At 68.4% G+C, this 26786-nt stretch carries 22 protein-coding genes; 16 read left to right on the top strand and 6 right to left on the bottom strand.

Annotation, left to right across the window (positions count from 1 at the left end):
* Positions 1–72: 72 nt before the first annotated feature.
* Complete coding sequence (locus J2853_RS10950) at positions 73–1644, top strand: MDR family MFS transporter (RefSeq protein WP_307556957.1); 1572 nt, start codon at positions 73–75, stop codon at positions 1642–1644.
* Positions 1645–2275: 631 nt separating this feature from the next.
* A complete protein-coding gene (locus tag J2853_RS10945; RefSeq protein ID WP_307556955.1) occupies positions 2276–3754 on the top strand; it encodes a non-reducing end alpha-L-arabinofuranosidase family hydrolase in 1479 nt (492 codons plus the stop codon).
* Between the two features lie 248 nt (positions 3755–4002).
* Here the strand turns inward: J2853_RS10945 and J2853_RS10940 are convergent, their stop codons facing one another.
* Together J2853_RS10940 and J2853_RS10935 are read right to left on the bottom strand one after the other, a co-directional pair.
* The gene (locus tag J2853_RS10940; RefSeq protein WP_307556953.1) at positions 4003–4671 is read right to left on the bottom strand and encodes a GntR family transcriptional regulator; all 669 of its coding nucleotides are present in this window, start codon (positions 4669–4671) and stop codon (positions 4003–4005) included.
* Positions 4672–4678: 7 nt separating this feature from the next.
* Positions 4679–5206, bottom strand: a complete 528-nt coding sequence (locus tag J2853_RS10935) for a VOC family protein (protein WP_307556951.1) — start codon at positions 5204–5206, stop codon at positions 4679–4681.
* 132 nt (positions 5207–5338) lie between these two features.
* On the opposite strand from J2853_RS10935, the gene J2853_RS10930 reads away from it, so the two are divergent.
* From J2853_RS10930 to J2853_RS10875, 12 genes are all read left to right on the top strand, one after another.
* Complete coding sequence (locus J2853_RS10930) at positions 5339–7519, top strand: alpha-ketoacid dehydrogenase subunit alpha/beta (RefSeq protein ID WP_307556950.1); 2181 nt, start codon at positions 5339–5341, stop codon at positions 7517–7519.
* Between the two features lie 26 nt (positions 7520–7545).
* Positions 7546–8871, top strand: coding sequence for a dihydrolipoamide acetyltransferase family protein (locus J2853_RS10925; protein WP_307556948.1), 1326 nt, complete (start codon positions 7546–7548; stop codon positions 8869–8871).
* A gap of 53 nt (positions 8872–8924) precedes the next feature.
* Positions 8925–9809, top strand: a complete 885-nt coding sequence (locus J2853_RS10920) for an NAD(P)-dependent oxidoreductase (protein ID WP_307556945.1) — start codon at positions 8925–8927, stop codon at positions 9807–9809.
* Positions 9810–10086: 277 nt separating this feature from the next.
* Positions 10087–10803 (top strand): helix-turn-helix domain-containing protein, encoded by a 717-nt coding sequence (locus J2853_RS10915; RefSeq protein ID WP_307556943.1) that lies wholly within the window; start codon positions 10087–10089, stop codon positions 10801–10803.
* A 313-nt stretch (positions 10804–11116) separates the two neighbouring features.
* Positions 11117–11803 (top strand): helix-turn-helix domain-containing protein, encoded by a 687-nt coding sequence (locus tag J2853_RS10910; protein WP_307568647.1) that lies wholly within the window; start codon positions 11117–11119, stop codon positions 11801–11803.
* 224 nt (positions 11804–12027) lie between these two features.
* Positions 12028–13413 carry an amidohydrolase family protein gene (locus J2853_RS10905; RefSeq protein WP_307556941.1) on the top strand — a complete coding sequence of 462 codons (1386 nt, stop codon included), beginning with the start codon at positions 12028–12030 and terminating at the stop codon, positions 13411–13413.
* An 11-nt stretch (positions 13414–13424) separates the two neighbouring features.
* Positions 13425–14423 (top strand): ABC transporter permease, encoded by a 999-nt coding sequence (locus J2853_RS10900; RefSeq protein WP_307556939.1) that lies wholly within the window; start codon positions 13425–13427, stop codon positions 14421–14423.
* Positions 14424–14468: 45 nt separating this feature from the next.
* A complete protein-coding gene (locus J2853_RS10895) occupies positions 14469–15650 on the top strand; it encodes a substrate-binding domain-containing protein (RefSeq protein WP_307556937.1) in 1182 nt (393 codons plus the stop codon).
* 10 nt (positions 15651–15660) lie between these two features.
* The gene (locus tag J2853_RS10890) at positions 15661–18153 is read left to right on the top strand and encodes an ATP-binding cassette domain-containing protein (RefSeq protein ID WP_307556935.1); all 2493 of its coding nucleotides are present in this window, start codon (positions 15661–15663) and stop codon (positions 18151–18153) included.
* Between the two features lie 219 nt (positions 18154–18372).
* Complete coding sequence (locus J2853_RS10885) at positions 18373–19716, top strand: M24 family metallopeptidase (protein ID WP_307556933.1); 1344 nt, start codon at positions 18373–18375, stop codon at positions 19714–19716.
* Positions 19717–19725: 9 nt separating this feature from the next.
* A complete protein-coding gene (locus J2853_RS10880; protein WP_307556931.1) occupies positions 19726–20754 on the top strand; it encodes a ketopantoate reductase family protein in 1029 nt (342 codons plus the stop codon).
* Positions 20755–20910: 156 nt separating this feature from the next.
* Positions 20911–21504: a helix-turn-helix domain-containing protein gene (locus J2853_RS10875; protein ID WP_307556930.1), complete on the top strand. Its 594-nt coding sequence runs from the start codon at positions 20911–20913 to the stop codon at positions 21502–21504.
* Positions 21505–21745: 241 nt separating this feature from the next.
* On the opposite strand, the gene J2853_RS10870 is transcribed toward J2853_RS10875, so the two are convergent.
* Positions 21746–23191, bottom strand: coding sequence for an alpha/beta fold hydrolase (locus tag J2853_RS10870; RefSeq protein ID WP_307556928.1), 1446 nt, complete (start codon positions 23189–23191; stop codon positions 21746–21748).
* 236 nt (positions 23192–23427) lie between these two features.
* A complete protein-coding gene (locus tag J2853_RS10865) occupies positions 23428–24129 on the bottom strand; it encodes a 2-phosphosulfolactate phosphatase (protein WP_307556927.1) in 702 nt (233 codons plus the stop codon).
* A gap of 17 nt (positions 24130–24146) precedes the next feature.
* Here J2853_RS10865 and J2853_RS10860 point away from each other — a divergent pair, with 17 nt between their 5' ends.
* Complete coding sequence (locus J2853_RS10860) at positions 24147–24734, top strand: maleylpyruvate isomerase family mycothiol-dependent enzyme (protein ID WP_307556925.1); 588 nt, start codon at positions 24147–24149, stop codon at positions 24732–24734.
* 234 nt (positions 24735–24968) lie between these two features.
* On the opposite strand, the gene J2853_RS10855 is transcribed toward J2853_RS10860, so the two are convergent.
* Positions 24969–25319 (bottom strand): ArsR/SmtB family transcription factor, encoded by a 351-nt coding sequence (locus J2853_RS10855; RefSeq protein WP_307556923.1) that lies wholly within the window; start codon positions 25317–25319, stop codon positions 24969–24971.
* A 102-nt stretch (positions 25320–25421) separates the two neighbouring features.
* On the opposite strand from J2853_RS10855, the gene J2853_RS10850 reads away from it, so the two are divergent.
* Positions 25422–25733, top strand: coding sequence for a putative quinol monooxygenase (locus tag J2853_RS10850; RefSeq protein WP_307556921.1), 312 nt, complete (start codon positions 25422–25424; stop codon positions 25731–25733).
* Positions 25734–25898: 165 nt separating this feature from the next.
* On the opposite strand, the gene J2853_RS10845 is transcribed toward J2853_RS10850, so the two are convergent.
* The gene (locus J2853_RS10845) at positions 25899–26705 is read right to left on the bottom strand and encodes an endonuclease/exonuclease/phosphatase family protein (RefSeq protein ID WP_307556919.1); all 807 of its coding nucleotides are present in this window, start codon (positions 26703–26705) and stop codon (positions 25899–25901) included.
* Between the last annotated feature and the right edge of the window lie 81 nt (positions 26706–26786).

Here is a 26786-nt window from a genome sequence, read left to right as displayed (position 1 = left end):
CGTCCCCGTAAACGTTTTTTGTTGAGCCTGCGCTGCCGCAGCGCGGATCCCTGTCTGAGAGAACGAGGAAAGATGACATCTACCAGCGCGCAGCCTGAGCCCGTGGCCGCGGCGCCCACGTCCAGGAGAAAAGTTCTGCAGGCCTTATCGGGGCTGATGGTGGGCATGTTCGTGTCCATCCTCGCCTCGACCGTTGTGGCCAACGCCCTCCCGCGCATCATCACCGACCTGCAGGGTTCGCAGACCGTCTACACCTGGATCGTCACCACGGAACTTCTGGCCATGACGGCCACGGTGCCGCTCTGGGGCAAGATGGCCGACCTGTACAACAAGAAGTTGCTGATCCAGCTCTCGCTGGGGCTGTTCGTGGTGGGCTCGCTGATCGCGGGCCTCACCCCGAACGTGGAGATCCTCATCGTCAGCCGTGTCGTCCAAGGCGTCGGCGCCGGCGGCATGACCGCGCTGGCCATGATCGTGATGGCCGCCCTGATCCCGCCGCGTGAGCTCGGCCGCTACGCCGGCATCTTCGGCGCCGTGTTCGGCGTCGGCACCGTCGCGGGCCCGCTCATCGGCGGCGTGCTCGTGGACACCTCCTGGCTCGGCTGGCGCTGGTGCTTCCTGCTCGGCGTGCCGTTCACGATCCTGGCCATCGTCCTGCTGCAGCGCACCCTCGACCTGCCGGTGGTGCGCAAGGAAGTCAAGATCGACTATCTCGGCGCCCTGCTCATCACGGTGGGCGTGTCCACCCTGCTGATCTGGTCGTCGCTGGCGGGCAACCAGTTCGCGTGGGGCTCCTGGCAGACCGCCGTGCTCGTCGTCGGCGGTGTGGTCGTCCTCGCGCTGGCCGTCTGGGTGGAGTCGCGGGTGCCCGAGCCGATCATCCCCCTGGCCATCTTCAAGAACCGCACCGTCGCCCTGGCCACCATAGCCAGCGTGCTGGTCGGCGTGGCCATGTTCGGCGGTACGGTCTTCCTGTCCCAGTACTTTCAGGTGGCGCTCGGCAAATCCCCGACGGTCGCCGGCCTGATGAGCCTTCCGATGGTGTTCGGTCTGCTGATCTCTTCCACCGTGGCGGGTCAGCTCATCACCAAGTGGGGCCGCTGGAAGGGCTTCCTGGTGGCCGGCGGTGTCGTCATGCTCGCCGGGATGGGCATGCTCAGCACCATCGACGGCCAGACCAGCACGGTGATGCTCGGCGTCTACATGGCCGTGCTCGGCATCGGCGTGGGCATGCTGATGCAGAACCTGGTCCTCGCCGCCCAGAACGACGTGCCCGCCCACGACCTCGGCGTCACCACCTCGGTGCTGACCTTCTTCCGCAGCATGGGCGGCGCGGTCGGCGTCAGTGCGCTGGGCGCGGTGTTGGCCAACCGGATCACGACGCTCATGGAGGAGAAGCTCGGCCCGATGGCCGCCGGTGGCGGCGACAGCCACGCCGTACCCGACATCTCCAAGCTGCCCGCTCCCGTCGTCCGCGTCATCCAGGACGTGTACGCGACCGCCACGGCGGACCTGTTCCTCATCGGCGTTCCGCTCACCGCGCTCGCGCTGGTGGCGGTGCTGTTCATCAAGGAGAAGCCGCTCAACACCCTGTCGGGGGAGGAACGCCTGGCCCAGGAACGCGCCACGGCCGCCGGTCACTGAGCGGCTCCCGGTCGCTTCCTGACAGCTGCCACGAACGGTTCGACGTCCCCGAACCGGGCGGCAACCTCATGTACCTCGCCTCGGACGGCACCCGACACGAGTGGTTCATGCCAGAGAAGAACGGCGGCCAAGGCCCGAAGAGAGCCTTGGCCGCGCCGGACGCCCTCGGCGTCAAACGCTGACGATCGTCTACCGCCGCGCGGCGGACCCTCGAACCGCGCGGCGGAGACGAGATCGGCCGGTCACGAAAATCAGCCGGATTCGGCTGGAAATCCGCGGCTGCCGAGTCGTGACGCCGGTGAAACTTTCACCCGCGCGGGCGCCGTTGGATGATCTCCCTTCGGACGAACGTCCAGGCAGGGAAGCGGGTCGACGGTAATACCAGGTCAGCGCGGGCCGTAGCTCGTTGACACCGATCGGCCAGTCGGATGTACTCCGCGACATCATCCCCTCAGAAGCAGGCCATGGAGATCTGGAGCCTCAAATGTTAACGATAACAATTTTGGGCGGCCTACACCTGATCTCTGATCGGCTCAGGAGCGTTGGATGTGTTTCCCCCCGGCAGTACGCCACCTTCCGGACAACTTCATGATCAAAATGTTAACGCTAACAAGTTCTTGAAGGGAGAACCATGCGACCCCCCAGACGAAATCGCCTGCGCGTGCTGATCGCCGCCATCGCGTCGTTCGTGCTCACCGGCGCCCTGCTCACCGTCACCACCTCCTCCGCGACCGCGGCGACCGTCGACACCAACGCCTGGTACGTGCTGGTCAACCGCACCAGCGGCAAGGCCCTGGACGTCTACAACCTCGCCACCAACGACGGCGCCCGCATCACCCAATGGGCCCGCAACAACGGCAACCAGCAACAGTGGCAGTTCGTCGACTCCGGCGGCGGCTACTACCGCGTCAAGTCCCGCCACTCCGGCAAGGTCCTGGACGTTCACAACTTCTCCACCGCCAACGGCGGCGCGATCGTGCAATGGGCCGACCTCAACGGCACCAACCAGCAGTGGCGACCGGCCGACTCCGACAGCGGCTACATCCGCCTGATCAACCGCAACAGCGACAAGGCCCTGGAGGTGCAGGGCGCCTCCACCGCCGACGGCGCCAACATCGTCCAGTACGACGACTGGGGTGGCGGCAACCAGCAATGGCAACTCATCCAAGTCGGCAACGGAACGACCCCGCCCCCGAGCGGTAACTGCGCTCTTCCCTCCAGCTACCGCTGGACCTCCACCGGCCCGCTGGCAACCCCCAAATCCGGATGGGTCTCACTCAAAGACTTCACCGTCGCCCCCTACAACGGCAGGCAACTGGTCTACGCCACCACACACAACACCGGAACAAGCTGGGGCTCGATGAACTTCAGCCTGTTCACCACCTGGCCTGAAATGGCCTCAGCCACTCAAAACACCATGTCAGCCGCCACGGTGGCACCCTCACTGTTCTACTTCGCCCCCAAAAACACCTGGGTACTGGCCTACCAATGGGGCGGCCCCGCCTTCTCCTACAAAACCTCCAGCGACCCCACCAACCCCAACGGCTGGTCATCGCCACAAACCCTCTTCTCCGGAAGCATCTCCGGCTCCGGAACCGGACCCATCGACCAGGCACTCATCGGTGACAGCACCACCATGTACCTGTTCTTCGCCGGCGACAACGGCAAGATCTACCGGGCCGGCATGCCCATCGGGAACTTCCCGGGCAGCTTCGGCTCCACCTCGACCGTGATCATGAGCGACACCACCAACAACCTGTTCGAAGCCGTCCAGGTCTACAAGCTTCAGGGCCAGAACCGATACCTCATGATCGTCGAGGCGATCGGCTCGCAGGGCCGCTACTTCCGCTCCTTCACCGCCACCAGCCTGAACGGCTCCTGGACCCCCCAGGCCGCCACCGAGAGCAACCCTTTCGCCGGCAAGGCCAACAGCGGCGCCACCTGGACCAACGACATCAGCCACGGCGAACTGCTGCGCACCAACGCCGACCAGACCATGACCATCGACCCCTGCAACCTGCAACTGCTCTACCAGGGACGCAGCCCCAGCTCCGGCGGCGACTACGGCCTCCTGCCCTACCGGCCGGGCCTGCTCACCCACCAGCGCTGACGACACGACACCGATCCGGCCCAAACGCTCCTGGCACGCGCCGCAAAGGCGTTCACCCCATCGGGTGAGCCCGATCACGACACGCGAGCATGACCGGGTTGGAGCCGAAGCGGCGGGCTCGGCGCAAGATCGAGCCCGCCCGAGTCGCACAGAAACGTCAGGTGCGCTCAACCGGCCAGTGTGGGTCGGCCGACGCGTTTCCGGGGGCGGGTCTCAGGCGTTCATCCACGGCCGGCGCCGATCGTCGCTCATGAGGCGAAGATGTCCGGATGCAGGCTGAGTTCGCGCTGGGTGCGGCTGATGTGCATGGCGAGGATGCGCTGCGCCATCTCGGTGTCCTTGTGGCCGATGGCCGCGATCAGAAGCCGGTGCTCGGAGTTGATGATCCAGCGCTGGTCTCGGCCGGCGAGCTTGGTGTACGCCCGCCTGTAGTGCTGCGTCGTGTCCCACAGGCGGGCGATGATCGCCGCCAGCTCCTGGGCGTCGTGCCGCCGGTAGCTCGCCCAGTGCAACTGGCGGTCGAGGCGGAGGAACTCCTCGACGTCCTCCGTGGCCTCGATGCGATCTTGGATGCCGGACAGCTCCTCGATGTCGTCCGCCGTGAGCGCGCGCATGCTCTCGGCCAGGAGCAGCGGTTCGAGCCGCTCGCGGATCTTGTAGTTCAGCTCGCAGTCGCGCTGGTCCAGGGACGTGACCCAGGCACCGCGGTTGGACCTCAGCGTCACCAGACCACGTGACTGCAGAATGCGCAGGGCCTCACGGACCGGCAGGCGGCTCGCGTTCAGCTCTTCGGCGAGCTCGTCCTGCAGGATGCGGGTCCCGGGTTTGAGCCGGCCCGACAGGATGCGCTCGCGGACGGTCTCCGCGATGCGGTGACTGGCGACCGTGCTACCCGATCCCTCGTCAACCTCGGACATACACCGATCATCCCCTCGTGGGGGCCTGCCCGCGGCGCGCGTTGTCGAATGCCTTCCCACCCGGATAGGACACTAGCTCAAACTGCATTCCCCACGGTGCGAGGAAGTAGATCCACCGCTGGCCCTCGCTCGGTCCCCTGCTCGCGGTCGGCTCACCGAAGACCGTCAAGCCCAGGCCGCGCAGATGATCGACGGCGGCGTCCAGATCCTCGACGTACAGCGCGACATGATGGCCGCCCACGTCGCTGTTGCGCGGCGGCGTCAGGCTGCGCTCGGCGGCTTCGTACTCGAACACCTCGAAGATCGCCTGCCCGGCGAGGCGGTAGAAGTCGAGCCGCCGCATCACCGTGCTGTCGGCGACGTTGAGGTGCTCGCTCATCCAGCGGTCGTCGTGCTGGAAGGGGCCGAGCGTGTACATGTACTCGCAGCCGAGGACGTCGACGAAGAACGCGCGCGCCTCGTCGAGGTCGGGAACGGTGACCCCGAAGTGGTCGACGCGAGTGATTCCCGGTATCGGGCCGGTCGTGGACTTCATCTCCCCCACCTTGTAATGGATCCATTCGTAGTCTACGGTTCTGCATGCACAACCGTCAAAGCAGGACAAACGATCCCCGAACTCCATGGAATCCCGCATAAATGGATCCATGTTTCGGCTGGGAGGAAGAACATGTCGACGCGTAGGAAGCTGGCCGCCCACTCCCCCTGGGTGGAGCTGACGCCGAGCCGTGCCGACTGGGACGCCACGGACCCCGATCTCCTGCGCACGATGCTCGTCCAGACGCTGTGGATCCGGGTGTTCGAGGAGTACGTCCTCCAACTGGCCACCGAAGGGCTCGTGCACGGGCCCGCGCATTCGAGCATCGGCCAGGAGGGCGGCGCCGTCGGCTCGATCGCGGGCCTGCGGAGCACCGACTTCGTCAACGGCTCCCATCGCGGGCACCACCAGTTTCTGGCGAAGGCGTTCGGCCATGTGATGCCGCCCGCGGCCGGCGGGCTGCCCGAGCTGAGCGAGGACGTGCGCACCGTCCTGTACCGGACGCTGGCCGAGATCTGCGGTCTCGCGGACGGGTTCTGCCGCGGCCGCGGTGGCTCGATGCACCTGCAGTGGCGCGAGGCCGGTGCCATGGGCACGAACGCCATCGTCGGCGGCGGAGTGCCTCAGGCGCTCGGCTTCGCGTTCAACCAGCGGAACTCGGGCACGGACGGAGTGACCGTCACCTACTTCGGCGACGGTGCGGTGAACATCGGATCCGTCCTGGAGTCGTTCAACCTCGCGTCGGCGTGGAAGCTCCCCGTGTGCTTCTTCATCGAGAACAACCTGTACGCCGTCTCCACCCCCGTGGAGAAGGCCACCGGCGAGCCGCGCCTGTCCGCCCGCGGCCTCGGCTTCAACATCCCGAGCTGGCGCGTCGACGGCATGGATCCCCTCGCCGTGCATCTCGCGATGAACGAGGCGCTGGAGCACCTGCGGTCCGGCAAGGGCCCGGTCATCGTCGAGGCGGAGGTCTACCGCTACTTCCACCAGAACGGCGCGTATCCGGGCAGCGCGTTCGGCTACCGCACCAAGGACGAGGAGAAGGCCTGGCGTGAGCGTGACCCGCTGGAGCTCCTCAAGCGGCACGCGATCCGGCAGCGCGTCGTCACCGAGGCGGAGTTCGAGGCGAAGCAGCGGGAGATCTCGGACTGCCTGCGGTCGATCGGGGACGACCTCTTCGAACCGCTGCCCGGCGGAAAACCCGGTCAGCGCCGGGTCCGGGCCGGCAAGTGGCCCGACCCGGGCTTCGTCGACGTCGGGATCCGCGGGGACCTGAGCGAACTGCGCGGCAGCCGCTACGAGGAGGAGTCGACCTTCGGCGGCGAACTCGCCGAGCGGCGCTTCATCGACGTCGTCAGCGACGTCATGGCCCGGCGTATGGAAGAGGACCCCTCGATCGTCGTGCTCGGCGAAGACGTCGACGGCCTCAAGGGTGGCACGAACGGCGCCACCCGCCAGCCGCTCGAGAAGTTCCCCGAGCGGGTTCTCGGCACCCCCATCAGCGAGAACGCCTTCGCCGGCATGGCCGGCGGGATGGCGCTCGACGGGCGGTTCCGGCCGGTGGTCGAGTTCATGTACGCCGACTTCATGTGGGTCGCCGCCGACCAGATCTTCAACCAGATCGCCAAGGCACGGCACATGTTCGGCGGTGAGAGCTCCGTGCCCCTCGTGCTGCGCAGCAAGCTGTCCGCCGGCACGGGGTACGGCTCGCAACATTCGATGGATCCGGCGGGCGTCCTCACCACCGCGCCGGGCCTTCGCGTGATCGCCCCGTCCAACCCGTTCGACTACGTGGGCCTGATGAACACGGCGCTGGCCTGCGACGACCCCGTCGTGGTGCTGGAACACGTCGACCTGTACGCCGCCACGGGAACCGGTCCGCTCACGGACCTCGACTACCGGATACCGGTCGGCAAGGCCGCGCTCAGGAGGCAGGGAGACGACCTCACGATCATCTCCTACCTCTCGATGGTGGGCCACTGCCTGGAGGCGCTGGATCAGGTGCCCGAGCTGGGCGCCGACCTCATCGACCTGCGCTGGCTCGACCGCGCCAGCCTCGACTGGGACACGATCGAGGCGAGCGTCAAGAAGACGAACCGCGTACTGATCGTGGAGCAGGGCGCCGTCGGCACGTCCTACGGCGGCTGGCTGGCCGATGAGATCCAACGCCGGCTGTTCGACTGGCTCGACGGCCCGATCGAGCGCGTCACGGGCGCCGTCGCGTCACCGAGCATCAGCAAGGTCCTCGAACGAGCCGCCATCGCCCGAACCGAGGAAGTCGTCACCGCGCTACGTACCCGGGCCCAGTCCTGATCGCGCGAGAGCCGAAGGAGAAGATCATGGCAACCCTCCTGCGAATGCCCGAGGTCGCAGCCGGCGCCACGGAGGCGGTCCTGTCCGATTGGCTGGTCGCTGAGAACGCGTCCTTCACCACCGGCCAGCCCATCGTCGTCATCGAGACCGACAAGGCCGTCGTCGAGATGGAGGCGGAGACCGACGCGGTCCTGCTCCGCCGCCTCGTGGAAGGCGGGACGCGCGTCGAGGTCGGCTCGCCGATGGCCCTCATCGGGGACGAGAGCGAGAAGGACAGCGATCTCGACCGGCTCCTGGCGGAGCTCGGGATCGGTTCGCCCCGGGAGGAGCCACCGGCGGTACGGCGTGAGGTGCCCCCCGTGCAGTCGGCGGCTCCCGCACCACCGGTAGCCCCCGTACCGTCGGCGGCTCCCGTCGCACCGCCTGTGGCCCAGAAAGGTGGGCGGCTGTTCATCACGCCCATCGCCCGCAGGATTCTCAGGGACGCCGGGCTGCGCGCCGAGGATGTACAGGGCACCGGGCCGAACGGCCGGATTCTCCGCCGTGACGTGGAGCGGGCCGTGGCGATGTCCCGAGAGGCGACCGCGTCCGGCCCCGCCCCCGAGCCCGCGGTGGCCAAGGGGGAATCCGCGCGGCCCCCACGCACATCGCGAGCCGCCGCGGCACCGGGATCGGATTTCGAGGAGATCCCGCACTCGCGTCTCCGGCGCGCGGTCGCCGGTCGGCTGACCGAGAGCAAGCAGACGATCCCGCACTTCTACCTGCGCCGCAACGCACGGATCGACGCCCTGCTCGCGCTGCGGTCCCAGCTGAACGATGTCTCGCCGCACCGGATCTCCGTCAACGATCTCGTTCTCCGCGCGGTCGCGATCGCCCATGTCGAGGTGCCCGACGCCAACGTGATCTGGACCGAGGAGGGCATGCGCAGGTTCGAGTCGGTCGACATCGGGGTCGCCATCGCGTCGGAGCGCGGACTCGTGACACCGGTTCTGCGCGGCGTGCAGAACGCGGCCCCGAGCGCGGTCGCGCGGCAGGTCGGCGCGTACGTGCGGCAGGCGAACGAGGGCAAGCTACTGCAGAGCGACCTCGAAGGCGGCTCCATCAGCGTCACGAATCTCGGGATGTTCGGCGTGGACGAGTTTTCCGCGATCATCAATCCCCCGCAGTCCGCGATCCTGGCCGTCGGCGCGGGGAAGGCCGTACCGGTCGTCGCCGACGGTGCGATCGAGGTCGGGACCGTGATGTCACTCGTGCTCTCGGTGGACCATCGGGCCATCGACGGAGCCCTGGCGGCACGCTGGATGGCCGCGTTGGTGACGAGCATCGAGGAACCGCTGCGGCTGCTCGCCTAGGCGGCGCATCCGCCGCGGGCAAGTTCACAAGGAGCGCACAGAGAAGAGAGCAGATGACCAAGATCGCTTTTCTCGGCCTGGGGCGGATGGGCCTGCCCATGGCCACCAACCTGGCCGCGGACGGTTACGAGCTGACGGTGTGGAACCGTAGCCCGGCCAAGGCGCGGGACTTCGCCGCCCGGCACCGGGCCCGCGCCGCGGCGACACCGTACGACGCCGTGTCCGGGGCAGACGTCGTGATCACCATGCTCGCCGACGACCGTGCGGTGCTGGACGCCTACACCGGCGAAGGCGGGGCGCTGGACGCCATGTCCGAGGGGATGCTCGCGGTGGACATGGGCACGATGTCGCCGGACACGATCGGCCGCCTTCACTCCCTGCTCGGCGACCGGGGAGTGGACTTCGTCGACGCCCCGGTCTCGGGCAGCGTCGCCGCGGCCGCCGGCAGGTCCCTGACCATCATGGCCGCCGGCGACGCCGACGCCGTGCGGCGGGGGCGGGAGGTCCTGTCATCGCTGGGCGACCCCGTGCTCCACCTGGGGGAAAGCGGCAGGGGAAGCGCGATGAAGCTCGTGGTCAACACGATCGTGCACAGCCTCAACCAGGCCGTGTCCGAGGCTCTCGTGCTCGCCGAGCGCGCGGGCATCGAACGGGCCACGGCGTACTCGGTGTTCGTGAACAGCGCCGTCTCCGCGCCGTTCGTGCAGTATCGCCGGGAGGCGTTCGAGCGGCCCGGCGAGGTGCCCGTGGCATTCAGGCTCGAACTCGCGGCCAAGGACCTGCGCCTGGCCCTGGAACTGGCGGACAAGGTCGGGGCGGACCTCCCGCAGGCCCGCGTCAACCGCGAGGTTCTCGGCGCGGCGATGGCGGCCGGGTTCGGCGACGAGGACGAGTCGGCCGTCGCGCGATACCTCCGCTCCGGTACGCCCCAGCCGTGACCGCACTCCTCGTTCAGTCCTATTGAACAAAACCCCTTTCAGCCGGTGGTTTGTCAAGGTGGGGCGTGGAGATCGAGGAACCGCCCCACGGTGACGGCGGTGAGCAGGTCCCGCAGTTCAGCGGGCGGGACCTGCTCACCCCGCACAGGAGGATCGGTGCCGTTCGCCCCTGCGCATGCTCGACGCACGATGATCATCGGCTTGCGATGGTGCATGGTCGTATAAACTGTGCAGTAATGGTGATGCGAGGGGGGACCGGTGTTCAATGATGAGTGACGTGAAACGGGATCTCGGCACCAGACTTCGCACCGCCCGCCTGGCGAAGGGGCGGACGCTGCGCACCGTGGCCACCGCGGCCGGGATCTCCCCCAGCCTGCTCTCCCAGGTCGAAACCGGAAAGTCGCAACCCTCGGTGAGCACGCTGTACTCCCTGGTCACGCACCTCGGTCTGTCCATCGACGAGTTACTGGCGGTGTCCGCGGAACCACCCACCGCGCCCGCCGAGCCCACCGACGAGCGGTCGCGGGCCCCGCTTCCGGAGTCCGGCGCGATCCAGCGGCGGGAGGACAACCCGATGATCGAGATGGAGAACGGGGTCACCTGGGAGCGACTGGCCGTGGGCGGTTTCGGCATCGCCGACCCGCTCGTGACGACCTACGCCCCCGGCGGATCGAGTTCCATCGACGGCCGGCTGATGCGTCACTCCGGCGTCGAGTACGGCTACATCATCGAAGGCGAACTGACCCTCAAGCTGGACTTCGACACGTTCACCCTGCGGACCGGCGATTCGGTCTGCTTCAACTCGGTGCGTCCTCACCTGTACATCAACCAGACCGGCAACGTGACCCGAGGGCTCTGGGTCGTGGTGGGCGGGCACGACAACGCCGCCGCCAGTGACCTGCTGGCCGAACACGCCGTGCCCCTGGCGGGAGATCGGTCGATGAGGACGGCGGTGGACGTCCTGGCGGCCATGAGAGAACCCGGACGCCGCTGAGCGTCCTCCGGGCCGTCAGGCGATCTCGTCGTCGACGACAGTGCTCCGCCACCGCGGTGTTCACCCGCGACGGTTCCACGTGCCGTGGATGCGACCGGTACGCCTTCGGCGCTCCCTGTCGGCCCCCTGTTCACAGGTGTTGACGTCGGCACCGCACTCGTTGACAGCAAGTTTGAGTCTCGTTAAAGTAACCGTTGTTGAATCAACAGTGACAGTGGAGGTCGAGTGCCCGCTGCTGGAGCCAGGCCGTACAGAACGGCGTGGAACGCCGGGTCACACGCGTCTCCATACCGGGGGCACGGCCTTGCCTGAGATGGAGAACGCGGGCAGCCGGATCAGGGCCGCTCGGCGTGCCAGGGGAATGAGCCTTCGCGTGCTCGCCGAGAAGGTGGGCGTGTCGGCCAGCATGCTCTCGCTGCTGGAGAACGGCAAGTCACGCTCGTCCGTACGGACGCTGTACGCCGTCGTCGAGGCGCTGGACATGACGATGGACGAGCTCTTCTCCGATCAGGAGTCCCCCGCCGCGCCGCCGCCGGCCGAGAGGTCTTCCGAGGTGACCCCCTCCTTCCTCAACGTGGCCCGGGCGGGCGACCGACGCCGGATCGAGATGGAGACCGGTGTCATCTGGGAGCGGCTGGGCAGGAATTCCGCGGCCGGCCTGGAGCTCATGCTCGTCATCTACCCGCCGGGCGCCAGCTCGAGCGAGTTCGGGCGCTACCACCGGCACCCGGGGGTGGAGAGCATGTTCGTGACCCAGGGTGAGCTGACCTGCCGAGTCGGGTTCGAGGAGGTCTCACTGGGCGTCGGCGACAGCGTCACGTTCGACTGCGGGAAACCGCATCTTCTGGAGAACCGCGGGGAGGAGGAGATGCGCGCGGTCTGGGTCGTGCTGACCCGCCCCGCCGAGGCTCACGCCTCCCCCGCCGGCGAATCCGTCCCGCCGCATGACCCCGGCGGGGCCGCCGGAGATTTCAGCCACTGGCCGGACCACATGCGCTGATCGTTCATCGTCCCACCCGCCGGAGGGCTCGCCGACATCATGTCGGCGAGCCCTCCGGCGTTTTTGTTGAACACGAGTGATCAATGAGACTGAACGAAAATCAATTTTTACTTGACAGATGTTCAGTGTAGCTCGCATAGTTTGTTCACGCTGATCCGGCTGAGGAACATCAACAGATCAGCGGAATCGAACACCCCTCGCCAAGCCTGCGGAGGTTCACGCTGATGAACACGCTTCTTCTCTCCGGCGGGATCGTCGTTACCTGCGATGACTCAAACACCGTCTTCTGGCCGGGAGACATACTGATCCGAGACGGCAAGATCGCCGCCATCGGGCGTGAGCTGGAAGCGCCCGACGCGGAACGGATCGACATCAGCGGCCGGATCGTGATGCCGGGCCTGATCGACACCCACCGCCACACCTGGCAGTCCGTGGTCCGCAACATCGCCTCGGACTGGACGCTCGATCAATACCTCGTCGGTCTCCACACGGGACTGAGCCGGTATTTCCGCCCCGAGGACACCTACGCGGGCAACCTCATCGGCGCGCTGGAAGCACTTGATTCCGGCATCACCACGTTGCTCGACTGGTCCCACAACCTGTACACCCCGGAACACACGGACGCGGCCGTCGACGCGCTGGAGGAATCAGGGATCCGCGCGGTGTTCTCCCACGGTGGGGGCGCGCAGCAGTGGGGCGGCCCGTTTCCCTCACCCGTCCCGCACCCGGAGTCGGACGTCCGCCGGCTACGCACGGGTCGCTTCTCCGCCAACGACGGTTTGGTGACCATGGGGCTGGCGGCGCGCGGTCCGCAGTTCACCACGATGGAGGTCACCAAGGCGGACTTCCTGCTCGCGCGCGAACTCGACCTGCGCGTCTCGGTACACGTCGGCGACGGTCACTGGGGCAAGACCAAGCCGATCCACAAGCTGAACGAGGCGGGCCTGCTCGCCGACACGACGACCTACGTCCACTGCAACACCATCGCCGACGACGAGCTGCGGCTCATCGCCGACACGGGCGGGTCCGCCTCGGTCGCGACCGACGTCGAGATGCAGATGGGACACGGCTGGCCCGCGACGGGACGACTGCTCGACGCGGGCATCCAGCCGTCGCTGTCGGTCGACGTGTGCAGCTCGGTCGGCGGCGACATGTTCTCCCTGATGCGGACGACGATCGCGGTGCAACGGGCGAGCGACAACGAGGCCGCGGTGGAGGCGGGCGAGCCGGTGGATCGGATCAGGCTCCGCTGCCAGGACGTGCTCCGCTTCGCGACGATCGAGGGCGCCCGAGCCAACGGGCTCGTGGACGTCACCGGTTCGCTCGAAGTCGGCAAGGCCGCCGACATCCTGATCCTGTCCAACGACACCCTGGCCACCCTGCCGATCACCAACCCGGTCGCCACCGTCGTCTACAACGCCCACCCCGGCCTGGTGAAGGACATCCTGGTGGCCGGGAAGTTCGTCAAGCGTGACGGAAAGCTGATCGGCGTCGACCTCGACCGGCTGCGCAGCATGGCGGAGTCCTCGCGCGATCACGTCGTCGGTTCGCTGGAAGGCGCCGCGATCGGCGGCGACTGGCAGCCCGAGACGAATCTGTCTCCGGCGTGAGCGCACCGGCGATGACAGCGCCCGTGATCCGCGCGGGCGACCCGTTGGCACAGCGCCTGGCGGCATGGCCCGTCAGCCGCGCGCTCGCCGCGGTCGTCATCCTGTTCATCGCGAGTGCCGTCATCTCCCCCGCCAGTGTGAGCCAGAGCGCGTTGCTGGCGATGTTGCCCTTCGCCGCGCTCACCGCGATCGTCTCGGTGGGGCAGACGCTCGTCGTCCAGCAGGCGGGACTCGACCTGTCCGTGGCGGGCGGGATCTCCCTCGGGGCGTTCATCGTCGCCAAACAAGGCTCACCGCAGGAGCTCGGCCTCACGATGGCGATCGTGCTCGCGCTGGTCGTGGCGGCCGCCGCGGGCGCGGCGAGCGGCCTGATCGTCGCCATCTTCCGGCTGCCGCCCCTGGTCGTGACCATCGCGATGAACGCGGTGCTGATCGGTCTGGTGCAGTACCTGTCGGGCGGGTACAGCGCCGAGGCGCCGTCGTCGCTGACGAGCTTCGCGGTCGGCCGTACCCTCGGAGTGCCCAACCTGGTCTACATCGCGGTCGTCCTCATCGTGGTGGCACAGATCGTGCTCAAAACCACCGTACTCGGGCGCCGCTACGAACTCGTCGGCGCGAACCGGCACACCGCACACGCGGCCGGCATCGGCACCCGGCGCCACATCGTCGCCGCGTACGTGTTGTCGGCCCTGCTCGCCGCGGCCACCGGTGTCCTGCTGGCCGCGTTCCTGCGCACCACCACGCTTTCCCTGGGGGATTCCTACCTGCTGCCTTCGGTGGCCGCCGTCGTGCTCGGCGGCACCGCGCTCACCGGTGGCCGGGGCAGCCTGGTGGGCACCGCACTGGGCGCGCTCTTTCTCGGGCAGCTCAATCAACTGGTCCAGACCTACACCCAGACGACAGCCGTGCAGAACATCGTGCAGGCCGCGATCATCGGCGTCGGCATCGTCGTCCAACTCGATCTGGCGAACCGCCTGCGGCGCCGCGTCATCCGGCGAAACCCGACCTGACACACCACTTCTTGCTTATCCACACCCGTCTTTTGGGGAAATCTCATGTCCAGGAAAACCCGACGCCATGCCACCGCAGCGTTCGCCACGGTGGCGACCCTGGCCGCGGCATTGACCGCATGCTCCAGTGTGAACAGCACCTCGCCGTCCGCCGCCGGCGGCACCCCGGCAAGCCCCAGCCAGGTCACCGTGGGCAACTCGGGCCCCATGTCGGCGCTGATCTCGATGGACCAGGTCTGCGGTGACAAGCCGGTGAAGGTCGGCCTGGTCGACGGTCTGGGCACCAACGCATGGTCCAAGATCGTCCGGGCCGAGGTCGAGGACGAGGTCAAGAAGTGCCCGGCGATCACGAGCTTCGACTACGTGGCGGGCCGCGGCGATCTGCAGGCGACGCTGGCGGGCATCACCAGCCTCACCACCAAGGGCGTGAACATCCTGCTGGTCATCCCCGACGCGGGCCCGGGCCCCTCGCACCTGGCCGCCATGCGCGCGGCGACGAAGGCGGGCACCACCGTGGTCCCGATCGCCGCGGATCCCACCGGCTCCGCCGGATCGGACTTCCTCGACTACGTCGACTGGGACCCGGCGTACATGGGTGAGACCTGGGCGAAGTGGATGATCGACCGGCTCGGCACCAAGGGCGGCAACATCGTGATGCTCGGCGGGCCCGCGGGTAACGCGGTGTCGGCGGGGGAAATGGAGGGCGTGAAGAAGGCGCTCGCCGCCGCGCCCCAGGTGAAGCTGCTGAACGAGGATCCGGTGACGACCAACTGGGATCCGGCCATGGCCCAGCAGGCGATGAGCGGCCTGCTGGCCAAGTACCCCCAGATCGACGGTGTGATCAGCGACTACGGTGCGACCACGAGCGGGGTGACGCGGGCCTTCGCCGGCGCCGGCCGGCCTCTGGTGCCGATCGCGTCCACCGACGACAACGAGCTGAGCTGCGGCTTCGACGCCCTGAAGAAGGCCAACCCCGACTACGAGCTGGCCACCGTCTCCTCACGCACCTGGGTCGGCCGTATCGGGCTGCGCAAAGCCGTCGCCGCGCTGAACGGCAAGCCCGACGCCGAGCCCTCCCTGGTTCAGCTCGGCCTGTACGAGGACTCCACCGGCAGCTCTGACGGCGCCGTCGCCCCGTCGAAGGCGTGCAAGCCGGGACTGCCCAACGGCACTCCGCCGTCCTCCCAGCTGACCGACGCACAACTCGGCTCTCTGCTCAGCAGCTGAGCAGATGGAGATGAAGGTGGAAGCAGCGGCCAACGCCGCCCTCGCGCTCTCGGGGATCGTCAAACAGTATCCCGGCGTCCGGGCACTGGACGGGGTGGACCTGACGGTCCGCCCCGGGGAGATCCACGCGGTGCTCGGCGAGAACGGCGCGGGAAAGTCGACCCTGGTCGGGGTCGCCGCGGGGTCGGTGACCCCGGACGAGGGACGCATCTCCCTGCTGGGCACGTCCTACCCGGCGATGACGCCCACGGTGGCCAGGGAACACGGCCTGGCGCTGGTGTATCAGACACCGGCGCTCGCGCCGACCCTGACGATCAGTGAATCGATGCTGGTGCTCCTGAACGAATCGGTACGGCCTTCCGTGGCCGGCGCCGCCGAGTGGAGCAGGAAGCATTTCGAGAAGCTCGGCCTGCGGATCGACTCCAGGCTGAGGGTCGCCGACCTGACGCCGCGTGAAGCGCACCTGGTGGAGATCGCCGCCGCGCTCGCCAACGAACCGCGGGTGCTCGTGCTCGACGAGCCGACCGAAGCGCTCGGCCCCGACGAGACCGAGTGGCTGTTCGGCAAGGTCCGATCCCTCGTCGCCGCAGGAGGCGCGGTCGTCTACATCACGCACCGCATGCCGGAGATCCGGGAGATCGCCGACTCGATGACCGTGCTGCGGGACGGCCGCGTGGTCGGCGGCGGCAAGGTCGCGGACTTCAGCGACGAGCAGATCATCGAACTCATCATCGGCCGCTCGCTGGAGACCACGTTCCCCGGCAAGCCGGACCTGACCGGTGCCGAGACGGTCTTCCGGTTCGAGAAGCTCACCGGCACCGGATTCCAGGACGTCGACGGATCGGTGCGCGCGGGCGAGATCGTCGGCTTCGCCGGCGTCGAAGGCAACGGGCAGCGGGACGTGCTTCGCGCGCTCGCCGGGCTCACCCGATCCCAGGGAGCGGTGTACGTGGCGGGGAAGGCGGTCCGGTTGTCCGGCCCGTCCGCCGCGGCCAGGCACGGCATCGTGTTCCTGTCCGGGGACCGCCTGCGGGAAGCGGTGTTCGGTGACCTGGGCGTTCGGGAGAACATCGACGCGCTGCGGCTCCCGGACGTCTCGCTGGCCCGGTCGGTGCTCGTCCCCCGCCGGGAGCGGGAACTGGTCGCCCCCGCGGCGGCCGCCCTGCGGATCAAGGCGGCCAGTCTGGACACTCCGGTCAACACGCTCTCCGGTGGCAACCAGCAGAAGGTGCTGCTCGCCCGCGCGAGTCTCGGCGCGCCGAAGGTGCTGCTGGTCGAGGATCCGACGCAGGGGGTCGACGCGGGGGCGCGGCTGGAGATCTACCGTGTGCTCCGCGAGATCGCGGCCCGCGGCACGGCGGTCATCACGCTGTCCACCGACGCGGTCGAGCTCGAAGGGCTGTGCGACCGGGTGCTGGTGTTCTCTCGCGGGCGCGTCAGGGCCGAGTTGCAGGCGGCGACGCTGTCCGAACGGGAGATCACCGGCGCGGCCGTGTTGTCCACCGAGATGAGCGTCGAGCAGCCGCCGCCGTCCCACACGCGGGCGGGTCGCCCGCTGCTGGGCGGCGAGCTCCAGGCGGCGGCCATGCTGGCGCTGGTCGTCGTCGTCGGCGGGCTGACCGCGTTGTCGTCGCCGGCGTTCCTGAGCAGCCTCAGCCTCGGGCAACTGTTCATGGCGACCGCGTCCCTGGCCCTGGTCGCCCTCGCTCAGCTCCTGGTCGTGATGACCGGCGGGATCGACATGTCCGTGGGCTCGGTGGTCGCGCTGTCGGTGGTCACGGTGTCGTTCTTCGCGGGCGGCTCACCCGCCCTGTTCGGCGTCGGCGTGCTGTGCGCCGCCGGGGCGGGCGCGGCGATCGGGCTGCTCAACGGCCTGCTGGTGTCGAAAGTGGCCATGCCGCCGGTGATCGCCACCCTGGTCAGCTCCATCGGGGTGCTGGGGCTGGCACAGTTGCTGCGCCCGCTGCCCGGCGGTCAGGCCGGCGACACCCTGCTCAGCCTGCTGGGCACCACGCTCGGCGGTGTCCCGATGGTGTTCGTGCTCGCCGTCGTGGTGGGGGTGCTCGCCCACGTGGTGATCCGCCGTACCAGGGCGGGCCGGGCGCTGCGGGCGACCGGGGCCGACGCCTTGCGGGCCGCGCGCATGGGGGTGCCGACCGGCCGCACCCGGCTGCTCGCCTACGTGATCGCCGGGGTGCTGGCCGCGTGCGCCGGCATCGCGTTCTACTCGCAGACCGGTGTCGGTGACGCCTCGATCGGCCAGTCGCTCACGCTCACCTCGGTCACCGCCGTGGTGCTGGGCGGCGCCAGCATCTTCGGCGGCACCGGCTCGGCGTTGGCGACGCTGGCCACCGCGCTGTTCCTGCAGACCATCACGAGTTCCCTGAGCTTCCTGTCGGTCAGCGTGGCCTGGCAGTACTGGATCCAGGGCATCCTCGTCATCGGCGCCGCGGTGGTCCCCCTGGTCCGGACGGGCGACTCCCGGCGGAAGGCGGGTGCCTGATGCTCCCCCTGTCGCGTACCGGCAACGGGCTCGCGCCGCTCCCGCCGGGCCGGGACCGCGTCCGGTCCACGATGGGCGATTCCACCGGCAGGGCAGCGTCGGCACCTGTCCTGCCGGAGAACGAACGCGTCGCCCGCCCTTTCACTCGTTCCCTCCCCAACGGGCGGGATCCGCATCGCCGGCCCTGTGGCTGAGCATCGACACAATCCGGAGAAACTCATGGGAACAGCTACATTCGGCATGAACGTCGTCGACTGGGAGGCGCGCGTCGACGTCGACCGGCTGCGCCGGGAGCGGCTGGCCAAGCTCAAGCGGCAGCTCGCCGCCTCGGACGTCGGTGCCCTGCTGACCTTCGACTTCCACAACATCCGCTACATGACCTCGACCCACATCGGCACGTGGGCGATGGACAAGCTGATCCGGTTCGCCCTGCTTCCCCGCGGCGGCGAACCCGTGCTGTGGGACTTCGGCTCGGCGGCGCGCCACCACCAGCTCTACGCACCGTGGCTGGACTACCGCACCGGTGACGACGTGGCCGGACCCGCCCGCGGCACCAGCGGCGCCCGCGCCGGGATCTCCGTGCTGCGAGGCGCCTTCCACCCCGACGCCGGCATCGCCGAGGCGGTCGCACAAAAGATCTTCGAAGAGCTCGAACGCTACGGCCTGCAGAACGAGCCCATCGGCGTGGACATCGCCGAGATCCCCGTGCTGATGGCACTGCGGGCCAAGGGCATCGAGGTCGTCGACGGGCAGCAGATCTTCCTGGAGGCCCGCCGGATCAAGACCGACGACGAGATCACGCTGCTGACCACCGCCGCGTCAATGGTGGACGCGGCCTACGACGACCTGTACGCGTTCCTGCGCCCCGGGGTGCGCGAGAACGAAGCCGTGGGACTGGTGGCGAAGCGGCTGTTCGACCTCGGGTCGGAGCAGGTGGAAGGCGTCAACGCGATCTCCGGGGAACGGTGCTCCCCGCATCCGCACGTGTTCAGCGACCGGCTGCTGCGCCCCGGAGACCCGGCGTTCTTCGACATCCTGCACAGTTTCATGGGGTACCGGACCTGCTACTACCGCACTTTCGCGGTCGGCAGCGCCTCCCGCGCGCAGAACGACGCCTACAAGCGCTGCCGCGAATACATGGACCACGCGATCGAACTCGTCAAGCCCGGCGCGACGACGGCCGACATCGTGAACGTGTGGCCGACGGCGCAGGAATTCGGGTTCGCCGACGAGGAGGCCGCCTTCGCCCTGCAGTACGGCCACGGCGTCGGACTGTCCATCTGGGAAAAGCCGATCTTCAGCCGCCTGGTCTCGCTGGACCATCCGGAGGTGCTGGAGGAGGGCATGGTGTTCGCGCTGGAGACCTACTGGCCGTCGGCCGACGGCGTGGGGGCGGCGCGGATCGAGGAAGAGCTGGTCGTCACCGCCGACGGCGCCGAGGTCATCACCAAGTTCCCTGCCGAGCAACTGCTGGTGGCGGGCCAGCGCTACTACAGCGTCGGCGGACCGCTGCCGACCGAGCGCCACGCCCAGTCCCACATCAACAACCGACCGACCGAATAAGGAGACACGATGACCGGTCCACGGATCGCTGTGCTGGGCACCGGCGCGAACGGTGCCGCGATCGGAGCCGACCTCACCAGAGCGGGCCTCGACGTCACATTCATCGAGCAGTGGCCGGAGCACGTGGCCGCGATGCGCGCGGCGGGGGTCCGCGTCGACATGCCCGAGGAGAGCGTCGTCACTCCCGTGCGGGCGCTCAACCTCTGCGAGGTGGCGACTCTGCGCGAACCTTTCGATCTGGTGTTCACGCTGGTCAAGGCGTATGACACGCGATGGGCGTGCGAGCTGATCAAGCCGCTGGTCAAACCGGACGGCCTGGTGATCGGGCTGCAGAACGGGATGACGATCGACGCGATCGCCGACATCATGGGGCCCGAGCGCACGCTCGGTGCGGTGATCGAGTGCAGTGCCGCGATGTTCGAGCCCGGCGTGGTCGAACGGCACACACCACCCGCGAAGTCCTGGTTCGGGCTCGGCAGCGTGACAGCGGCGACCCGCCCGCGGGAACGCGAGGTCGCCGACATCCTCGGGCACGCGGGAACCGTGGAGATCGTCGAGGACATCCGGTCGGCGAAGTGGGCGAAGCTCCTGGTCAATGCCGGCGAACTGGTGCCTTCGGCCGTCCTGAACCTGCCGATGCGGGAGGCGATGGCGACCCCCGGGATGCGGGAGTTCATGCTGCGGTGCGGGATCGAGGCCGCCGAGGCCATCATCGCCACCGGCAACAAGCTGGTGCCCATCTTCGGTCTCGACGGGCTCGACCCGACGGACCCGCACAAATTCGTCGAGGCGTTGCTGGACGCGGTCATGTACGACTTCGCTCTGCCCCACACCAAGACCACCGTGTTGCACGACTGGATGAAGGGCCGCCGCTGCGAGGTCGAGGAGATCAACGGTCTGGTGGTCGACGTCCACGCCGAGCACGGGAGTTCGGCGCCCGCCAACGCGATCGCGGTGGAACTGGCACGTCGGGTCGAATCCGGCGAATTGGAAGCCCGTCCCGAAAACGTCGACCTGATGGTGAAGAGCCTGTCGTAACACCGCCCATCGGGAACGCCGCCGTTCATCCCGCGGCCCCCGGTCGGCATCCCGCCACACCGTGAACGTGCCTGAAGGCTGATGTCCACGGCCCGGCGTACCGTCGGGCCGTGAGACCCTCAGGGGCGAGACAGGCGCGGGCAACGGGAGCGTTCGATGGAAGTCGAGTTCGGGAAGCACATCCGGGAGGAGCGAAAGCGAAAGGGGCTGTCGCTGCGCGAACTCGCCGGCCGGGTCGGAGTCTCGGCCAGCATGCTGTCCCAGGTCGAGACCGGTCGCAGCCGCGTGTCGGTGACCACCCTCTACGCCCTGGTGCGCGAACTGGACCTGTCGTTGGACGAACTGTTCGGGGGCCGGTCCGTCCCGGACCCGCCGGCGCGGCCCCAGGTCGTTCCCGTGCACCGGGACCGGCCGGTCGAGCACGCCGGTGACCGGACCAAGATCCGACTCGATTCGGGGGTGGTGTGGGAACGGCTCGCCCACATCCACCCCGACGTCGCGACGCTCATGGAGATCACCTACCCGCCGGGCGGCACATCGGTGGAGGCCGGCAAGTTCCAGCGGCACGACGGCATCGACTTCGCCTATGTGATCGCCGGCCGGCTGACGCTGCACCTCGGATTCGACACCTATGTCCTCGGCCCCGGTGACACCGCCACCTTCGACGCCACCGAGCCCCACATGCTTGAGAACACCGGCACCGAGGACGCCCGCGCACTCATGTTCGTCTTCAAGCCCGACCGCCACTGAGGGAACCACGGCACCGGTTCATCCCAGCGCCCGGTGCCGAGCATCGCCGAGGCCGGCTCGCCGCCGGCGACGCCGGCCGGCTGTGGGCGCCCAACCGTCCAGCGGGTACCCGCCGAGCGATCTCCTCGCGTACGGCCGCACGCCTGTCGGAAGAGGGTGTCGCCGACGCGGAGCGGCCGGTGGCCGGTGGGACCGAACTGGGCGATTTCGGCGTCGACGCCGAAGGCGCGCCGGGGTGTGATCACGCCCGGCAGACGGTTCCGGCCGGGGGCAGCTTCAACTCGGTGAGATACCGATCGGCGTGCTCGACCACGCATGAGGATCCCGTCAGATACATGACATGACCAGGCCCGTCATACAGCACCGAGGCGGAGCCGGGGATGGTGCGGGTCAGGCTGTCGGTCCACGGGAAATCGGTTTGGCTGCCGACGCCCAGGAACGGCGGCAGTCCCTTGACCGGCAGTGGCCGGGCCGGATTGGCCACCGGGATCTTCCAACCGGAGCAGACCAGGCCGTCGAAGGTGCTGTAGGGCATGTCCGGCGAGATCTTCCCGGCCTCCCTCAGTGCTTCGCGGTGCTCGGCGTAGGTGGTGTAGCCCAGACCGTCGGGACACCGCAGCGCCAGCACGATCGGCTGGGTGTAGACCGCCAGCAGACCCAGGACGTTGTCGGCGAACGCCGAGCCGTCCCCGTGGCGGGCCTTGTCCACGGCTGTGGCGAAAGCGCCGGGGTCCGCCGCTGAGAGGCCGACTGCGACCTGCAGGTGGAAACCGGTCAGCTTCCCCTCGCCGAACCGCGCCGACGTGACCGGGATCGGTGAGCGGTCGGCGTCCCTGAGCAGCTTGCGCCAGACCTTTCCCGCGTCCTCCCCGTGCAGCGCGCACGTGGACGTGCGCGCGCACCAGCCGACGAACCCGCGGAACCGCTTCTCGAAGCTTCGGCGTGACATCCGATCCCACAGCAGCTTTCCACCGGGCTGGTTGTACACCCCGTCGAGATACATCGCGCGGATGCGGTGCGGAAACAGCCGGGCGTAGGCGGTCGCCGGCGACCCCCCGGCCGACCACGCCATGAAACTCAGCCGTTCTTCCCCCAACGCCACGCGGATGGCCTCCACATCCCTGGCCATCGAGAGCCCGTCCAGGCGAGTGAACAGCCCGCTGCGGTCCTCCTTCCGGCAGGTGTCCACCGCCCGGGCCAGGACCTTGGACTGGGCCTCGTATTCCCTGCGATCGCCCGGCTCCGACACCCCCGGCCCCGGCTTCAGGCACGACGCCGGCAACGCCTCCTTCGGCGTGCTGCTGCGAGGGGCGGAGGTGACCACGTCGAACCGCCGGCGCAACGCCGTGTATCGGTCCGCGAACTGCTTCATGCTCGCGATCCCGTCCTCGCCCGGCCCGCCGGGGATGGTGAACACGCTGCCGATGCGGTGGGCGGGATCGGTGACCGGCAGCCGGGCCAGATCCAGTGTGATCTTGTTTTCGCCGGGGCGCGACCAATCGATCGGCACCTGGATCGTGGCGCACTCCATGCCCGCCGGGACCTTCTCCCCCGCGCACGCCTCCCACGTAAGCGGCGCGGCACCTTGCCCGGCGAAGGCCGTCGGAACCGGCGATGTCACCAGTCCGGCCGCCACCAGCCCCGCGGCGAGTGCTTTTCCTCTTCTTCCCTGGAAGATCATGTTCATACGTCCAGGCTCGCCCGCCGGCAGGCGCTTTTCCTCGTCCGCGGGGAGGCTTTCGTGCCTGGGACCGGGGTACCGGCCGAACGCCCGTCGGGGAGCAGGGTCCCGGGTCAGCGGCCCCCAGGGATGACGAGCCCGGCCTCGTAGGCGATGATCACGGCTTGTGCCCGGTCGTCCTGGCGAACAGGCTGGTCACGTGGTGCTTCACGGTGGAGCCCGCACGTAGACCTCACCAGTGATCAGACCGGGTCCTCGTCAGCCGGCGAAGGCACCGCGAGTGGACGCAGGACCATGAGCGAGCCTTCCAAGGTCGCCACCATGGCAAAGGGGAACCGGTCGACCTCAAGACAGAGCGCAACGTCATCGGGATGGACTCCTTGACGCACCCCCTCCGCCAGTTCGGCGGCGGCGCGCGACTCGCCGGCGCGGCGGAGGAACTCAGCAGCGTCCGTCCCGGCCTCGGTAACCCTCCGGGCGATGTACTGAGCACACGCCAGATCTTCATCGGCCTGGCCATCTTCGCCGGTGACCACGAACGTGACACTGTCACTCTTGCGCGTCCGCAAGAGCCGAGCCGTTGCCTCCGCCACCACGAAGCCGGCGCACAGCACCAGCGGCGCCTCCTTGACCGCAAGAGCGCCGACCGTCCCTGCCGTGGTTTTCTGCACAACGGTCCGTCCGCCAAGGTCCATGGACCGCAACAGGCCCGGCGAGTTGACGGTGTCGAACCCGGGCGCGGGCGGACCGTCTTTGAGCGCCACCCAATTCGGGTGGCGGGCCTTGAGCGCCAGGGCTTCGTCCAGCGACTCAGCAAGAACGATCTTTTCCGCCCCCTGGGCAAAGGCCCAGGCAGCCACGGTGAAAGCACGCATGACGTCGACTACGACCGCCACGGACGGGGCTTCGACCAGCTCAGCGATACCAAGGAAACGAGTGTCCATTCCGTTTATGATCGCGCATGCCCGACTCGAAGCTGGACGGCTTGTCGGCCGAGGAGTGGGACGCTCCGACCTTGTGCGGGGGGTGGCGGGTACGGGAGGTCGCGGCCCACATGACGATGGGGTTTCGGTACTCGCTCTCCAAGATGGCGGTGGAACTCGCCAGATCGCGAGGCAACCTCCACCGGATGACCGATCGATGCGCTCACAACGACGCGGCCGCCTATTCGACGAGGGAGCTCGCCGCGTTGCTCCGTGACAACGCGGATCACCCCTGGAGGCCGCCGGTCGGCGGGATCGAGGCGGCCCTGGGCCACGATGTGATCCACGGACTGGACATCACGGTCGCCCTGGGCCTCGGCCGCCGGGTTCCCGAAGACCGCCTGCGCATACTCCTCGAGGGCGTCAACGCCAAGACCCTCAAGTTCTTCGGAGCCGACCTGGGCGGCATCGAACTCCGCGCCGACGACCTCGACTGGTCCTTCGGTACCGGAACACCTCTGTCCGGCGCCGCACAGGATCTCCTCCTGCTCGCATACGGCCGACGACTCCCCCCGGGACACCTCCGCGGCGAACCGCGCGATCGCTTCGTCGCTGCGCAGGCGTGACCGCGGCGGTCCGTGGGCGGCCAGCCGCATGCCTGCCGGCCAGTGACGACATCGCAGGCGGCGAACCGCCGGCCCCGCGCCGGCCCGCAGAACCAGTACCGGTCAAGCCCCCCGAATCTCCGCATCGGACAGCCGGAGAACCGCCGCGGTCGTGATCGGCTGTCACGCCAGGCCCGTGACCATCGCCGGCTCCTGACGATGTTCGACCCGTGAAACCGCATGACCGCGACGTGGTCAAGAGGGCTTGTCGAGGCCCTGGGTCGCATGTTCTCGCTTCATCTCCGCCTGAAGCACTCCCAGCAGACCGGGAAACCGCCTCTCGATCTCCGTCTGTCTCAACGCCGCCATGCGGCTGTTGCCCCGGTCGACCTGACGGATCAGCCCTGCCTCTCTCAACTGCCGGAAGTGATACGTCAAGGTGGCCTTGGTGACGGGAAGACCGAAGGAACTGCAGGTTCGCGCAGTCCCCTCGGGCTCGGCCAGCAGTCCGAGGACCACTTGACGGCGCAATGGATCCGCGAGGGCGGCCAGCACCCGCCCGAGCTCCAACTCCTCAAAGACCGGATGTCCCTCTGAGTCCGGCACCGGCGCAACCTCCCCATCGACCAATAGGTACGAGTTGCATCGTACCTTGACGCAGCCCTATCGTCCGTAGGTAAGAAATTCTTCTTACCTACGGAGAGTCCCATGCATGAGCTGTACTCGGTCATCGGCTTCGCCTACCCCAAGCCCGGACGCGCCACCGACCTCAAGGAGATCCTGACGTCCTTCGTCGAACCGACCCGCCAGGAGGAGGGCTGCCTGGAATACCACTTCCACCAGGACGGCCCGGACGCCTTCGCGTTCTACGAGGTCTGGCGGTCGAAGGAGGATCTTGACAGGCATCTGGCCCTGCCGCACATGAAAGCCTTCTGGGAGAGTCGAATGGACTATCTGGAGCGCGACCTCGAGATCCACTTCGTCACGATGCTCAGTCCCTATCCGCGCGCCACGACCTGACACCTCGCTGACGGCGATACAAGGACCCACCGGACGCCGGACCGCGCCTTTCCCCAGGCGCACCTGGTCCGGAGGCCGTTCCAGGTTGAGCGGTAGCCGATCCGGTGGGTCCGGATCGGCAGGTCTGCCCGCGCCCAGGGCCGGCGAAAGCGGCCGGTGCCTGTGTCAGTAGCGCAGGTCCGCCAGAACGCCGTAGTGGTCGGACGCCACCACCCCACCGACGGGCTCGTCGCCGATCACCTCGCAGCGCACCGGATGGCCCGCGCCGCCCCGGCGCGGCCAGGCGGACAGCACGTGGTCGATCCTGCGGTCCGGCCACAGCGCCGGTGCCGCCCACGGGTTGGCCCCGACCCAGGTGTGCCCGCCGTCCGCGCCGTTTCCGACGGCCGTCCAGGCGTCATAGAACACCAGGCCGGGCGCGGCCGGGATGGACTTACCGGTCAGCATGCGCAGTTCGTCGCTGTCGGGGTCGGCGTTGAAGTCGCCGCACAGTACCGTCGGGTGCCGGCGTTGCTGCGTCTCGGCGATGAAGGCGGCCACCTCGCGCACCTGCCGCTGGCGCTCGCCGCTGTGCTCCAGCCGCCAGGTCAGCGCCACCACGTAGACCTGGATGACGCCGCGCGGGCCGTCGATCCTGGCGTACAGCACCCGGCCGCCGGTGTCTTTCCCGCCCGTGAGCGTGCGGGACTCGTGCGCGCCGATCGGCCAGCGCGACAGGACGGCCAGGCCGGAGCGCGCACCGTTGACCTCGGAGTCGCCCTCGAACACGTGGTACGGCAGGCCGAGCCGTGCGCCCTGCTCGTCCCACGCCTCCACCAGCCCCACCACGTCGGGGTCGTGCCGCTCCAGAGTGGCGCGGATGGCGGCCTCGCGATGCTCCCACGGGCCGTACCTGCCCCACACGTTCCAGGTGATGAGCCGGAACGTCGTGGTGACGAGCGGCCCATAAGGTTCGGCGATGTCGTAGGTCATCCGGCTCCTTCCACCCGGTTCCAGCCTGCGGCGAAGATCCCATCCTCCAGGTGTCGAGTGACAGGTTGCCGGGCTCTGGCC

This window comes from Streptosporangium lutulentum (assembly GCF_030811455.1).
GTDB classification, from domain to species: Bacteria; Actinomycetota; Actinomycetes; order Streptosporangiales; family Streptosporangiaceae; genus Streptosporangium; species Streptosporangium lutulentum.
The sequence above is the reverse complement of the archived record's forward strand: the minus strand, read 5'-3'. Positions and strand labels throughout refer to the sequence as shown.

What these genes read in the sequence shown, in the direction of transcription:
- J2853_RS10950 (WP_307556957.1), top strand. Translation starts at nt 73, where the DNA reads ATGACATCTACCAGCGCGCAGCCTGAGCCCGTGGCCGCGGCGCCCACG.
- J2853_RS10945 (WP_307556955.1), top strand. Translation starts at nt 2,276, where the DNA reads ATGCGACCCCCCAGACGAAATCGCCTGCGCGTGCTGATCGCCGCCATC.
- J2853_RS10940 (WP_307556953.1), bottom strand. Translation starts at nt 4,671, where the DNA reads ATGTCCGAGGTTGACGAGGGATCGGGTAGCACGGTCGCCAGTCACCGC.
- J2853_RS10935 (WP_307556951.1), bottom strand. Translation starts at nt 5,206, where the DNA reads ATGAAGTCCACGACCGGCCCGATACCGGGAATCACTCGCGTCGACCAC.
- J2853_RS10930 (WP_307556950.1), top strand. Translation starts at nt 5,339, where the DNA reads ATGTCGACGCGTAGGAAGCTGGCCGCCCACTCCCCCTGGGTGGAGCTG.
- J2853_RS10925 (WP_307556948.1), top strand. Translation starts at nt 7,546, where the DNA reads ATGGCAACCCTCCTGCGAATGCCCGAGGTCGCAGCCGGCGCCACGGAG.
- J2853_RS10920 (WP_307556945.1), top strand. Translation starts at nt 8,925, where the DNA reads ATGACCAAGATCGCTTTTCTCGGCCTGGGGCGGATGGGCCTGCCCATG.
- J2853_RS10910 (WP_307568647.1), top strand. Translation starts at nt 11,117, where the DNA reads ATGGAGAACGCGGGCAGCCGGATCAGGGCCGCTCGGCGTGCCAGGGGA.
- J2853_RS10905 (WP_307556941.1), top strand. Translation starts at nt 12,028, where the DNA reads ATGAACACGCTTCTTCTCTCCGGCGGGATCGTCGTTACCTGCGATGAC.
- J2853_RS10900 (WP_307556939.1), top strand. Translation starts at nt 13,425, where the DNA reads ATGACAGCGCCCGTGATCCGCGCGGGCGACCCGTTGGCACAGCGCCTG.
- J2853_RS10895 (WP_307556937.1), top strand. Translation starts at nt 14,469, where the DNA reads ATGTCCAGGAAAACCCGACGCCATGCCACCGCAGCGTTCGCCACGGTG.
- J2853_RS10890 (WP_307556935.1), top strand. Translation starts at nt 15,661, where the DNA reads ATGAAGGTGGAAGCAGCGGCCAACGCCGCCCTCGCGCTCTCGGGGATC.
- J2853_RS10885 (WP_307556933.1), top strand. Translation starts at nt 18,373, where the DNA reads ATGGGAACAGCTACATTCGGCATGAACGTCGTCGACTGGGAGGCGCGC.
- J2853_RS10880 (WP_307556931.1), top strand. Translation starts at nt 19,726, where the DNA reads ATGACCGGTCCACGGATCGCTGTGCTGGGCACCGGCGCGAACGGTGCC.
- J2853_RS10875 (WP_307556930.1), top strand. Translation starts at nt 20,911, where the DNA reads ATGGAAGTCGAGTTCGGGAAGCACATCCGGGAGGAGCGAAAGCGAAAG.
- J2853_RS10870 (WP_307556928.1), bottom strand. Translation starts at nt 23,191, where the DNA reads ATGAACATGATCTTCCAGGGAAGAAGAGGAAAAGCACTCGCCGCGGGG.
- J2853_RS10865 (WP_307556927.1), bottom strand. Translation starts at nt 24,129, where the DNA reads ATGGACACTCGTTTCCTTGGTATCGCTGAGCTGGTCGAAGCCCCGTCC.
- J2853_RS10860 (WP_307556925.1), top strand. Translation starts at nt 24,147, where the DNA reads ATGCCCGACTCGAAGCTGGACGGCTTGTCGGCCGAGGAGTGGGACGCT.
- J2853_RS10850 (WP_307556921.1), top strand. Translation starts at nt 25,422, where the DNA reads ATGCATGAGCTGTACTCGGTCATCGGCTTCGCCTACCCCAAGCCCGGA.
- J2853_RS10845 (WP_307556919.1), bottom strand. Translation starts at nt 26,705, where the DNA reads ATGACCTACGACATCGCCGAACCTTATGGGCCGCTCGTCACCACGACG.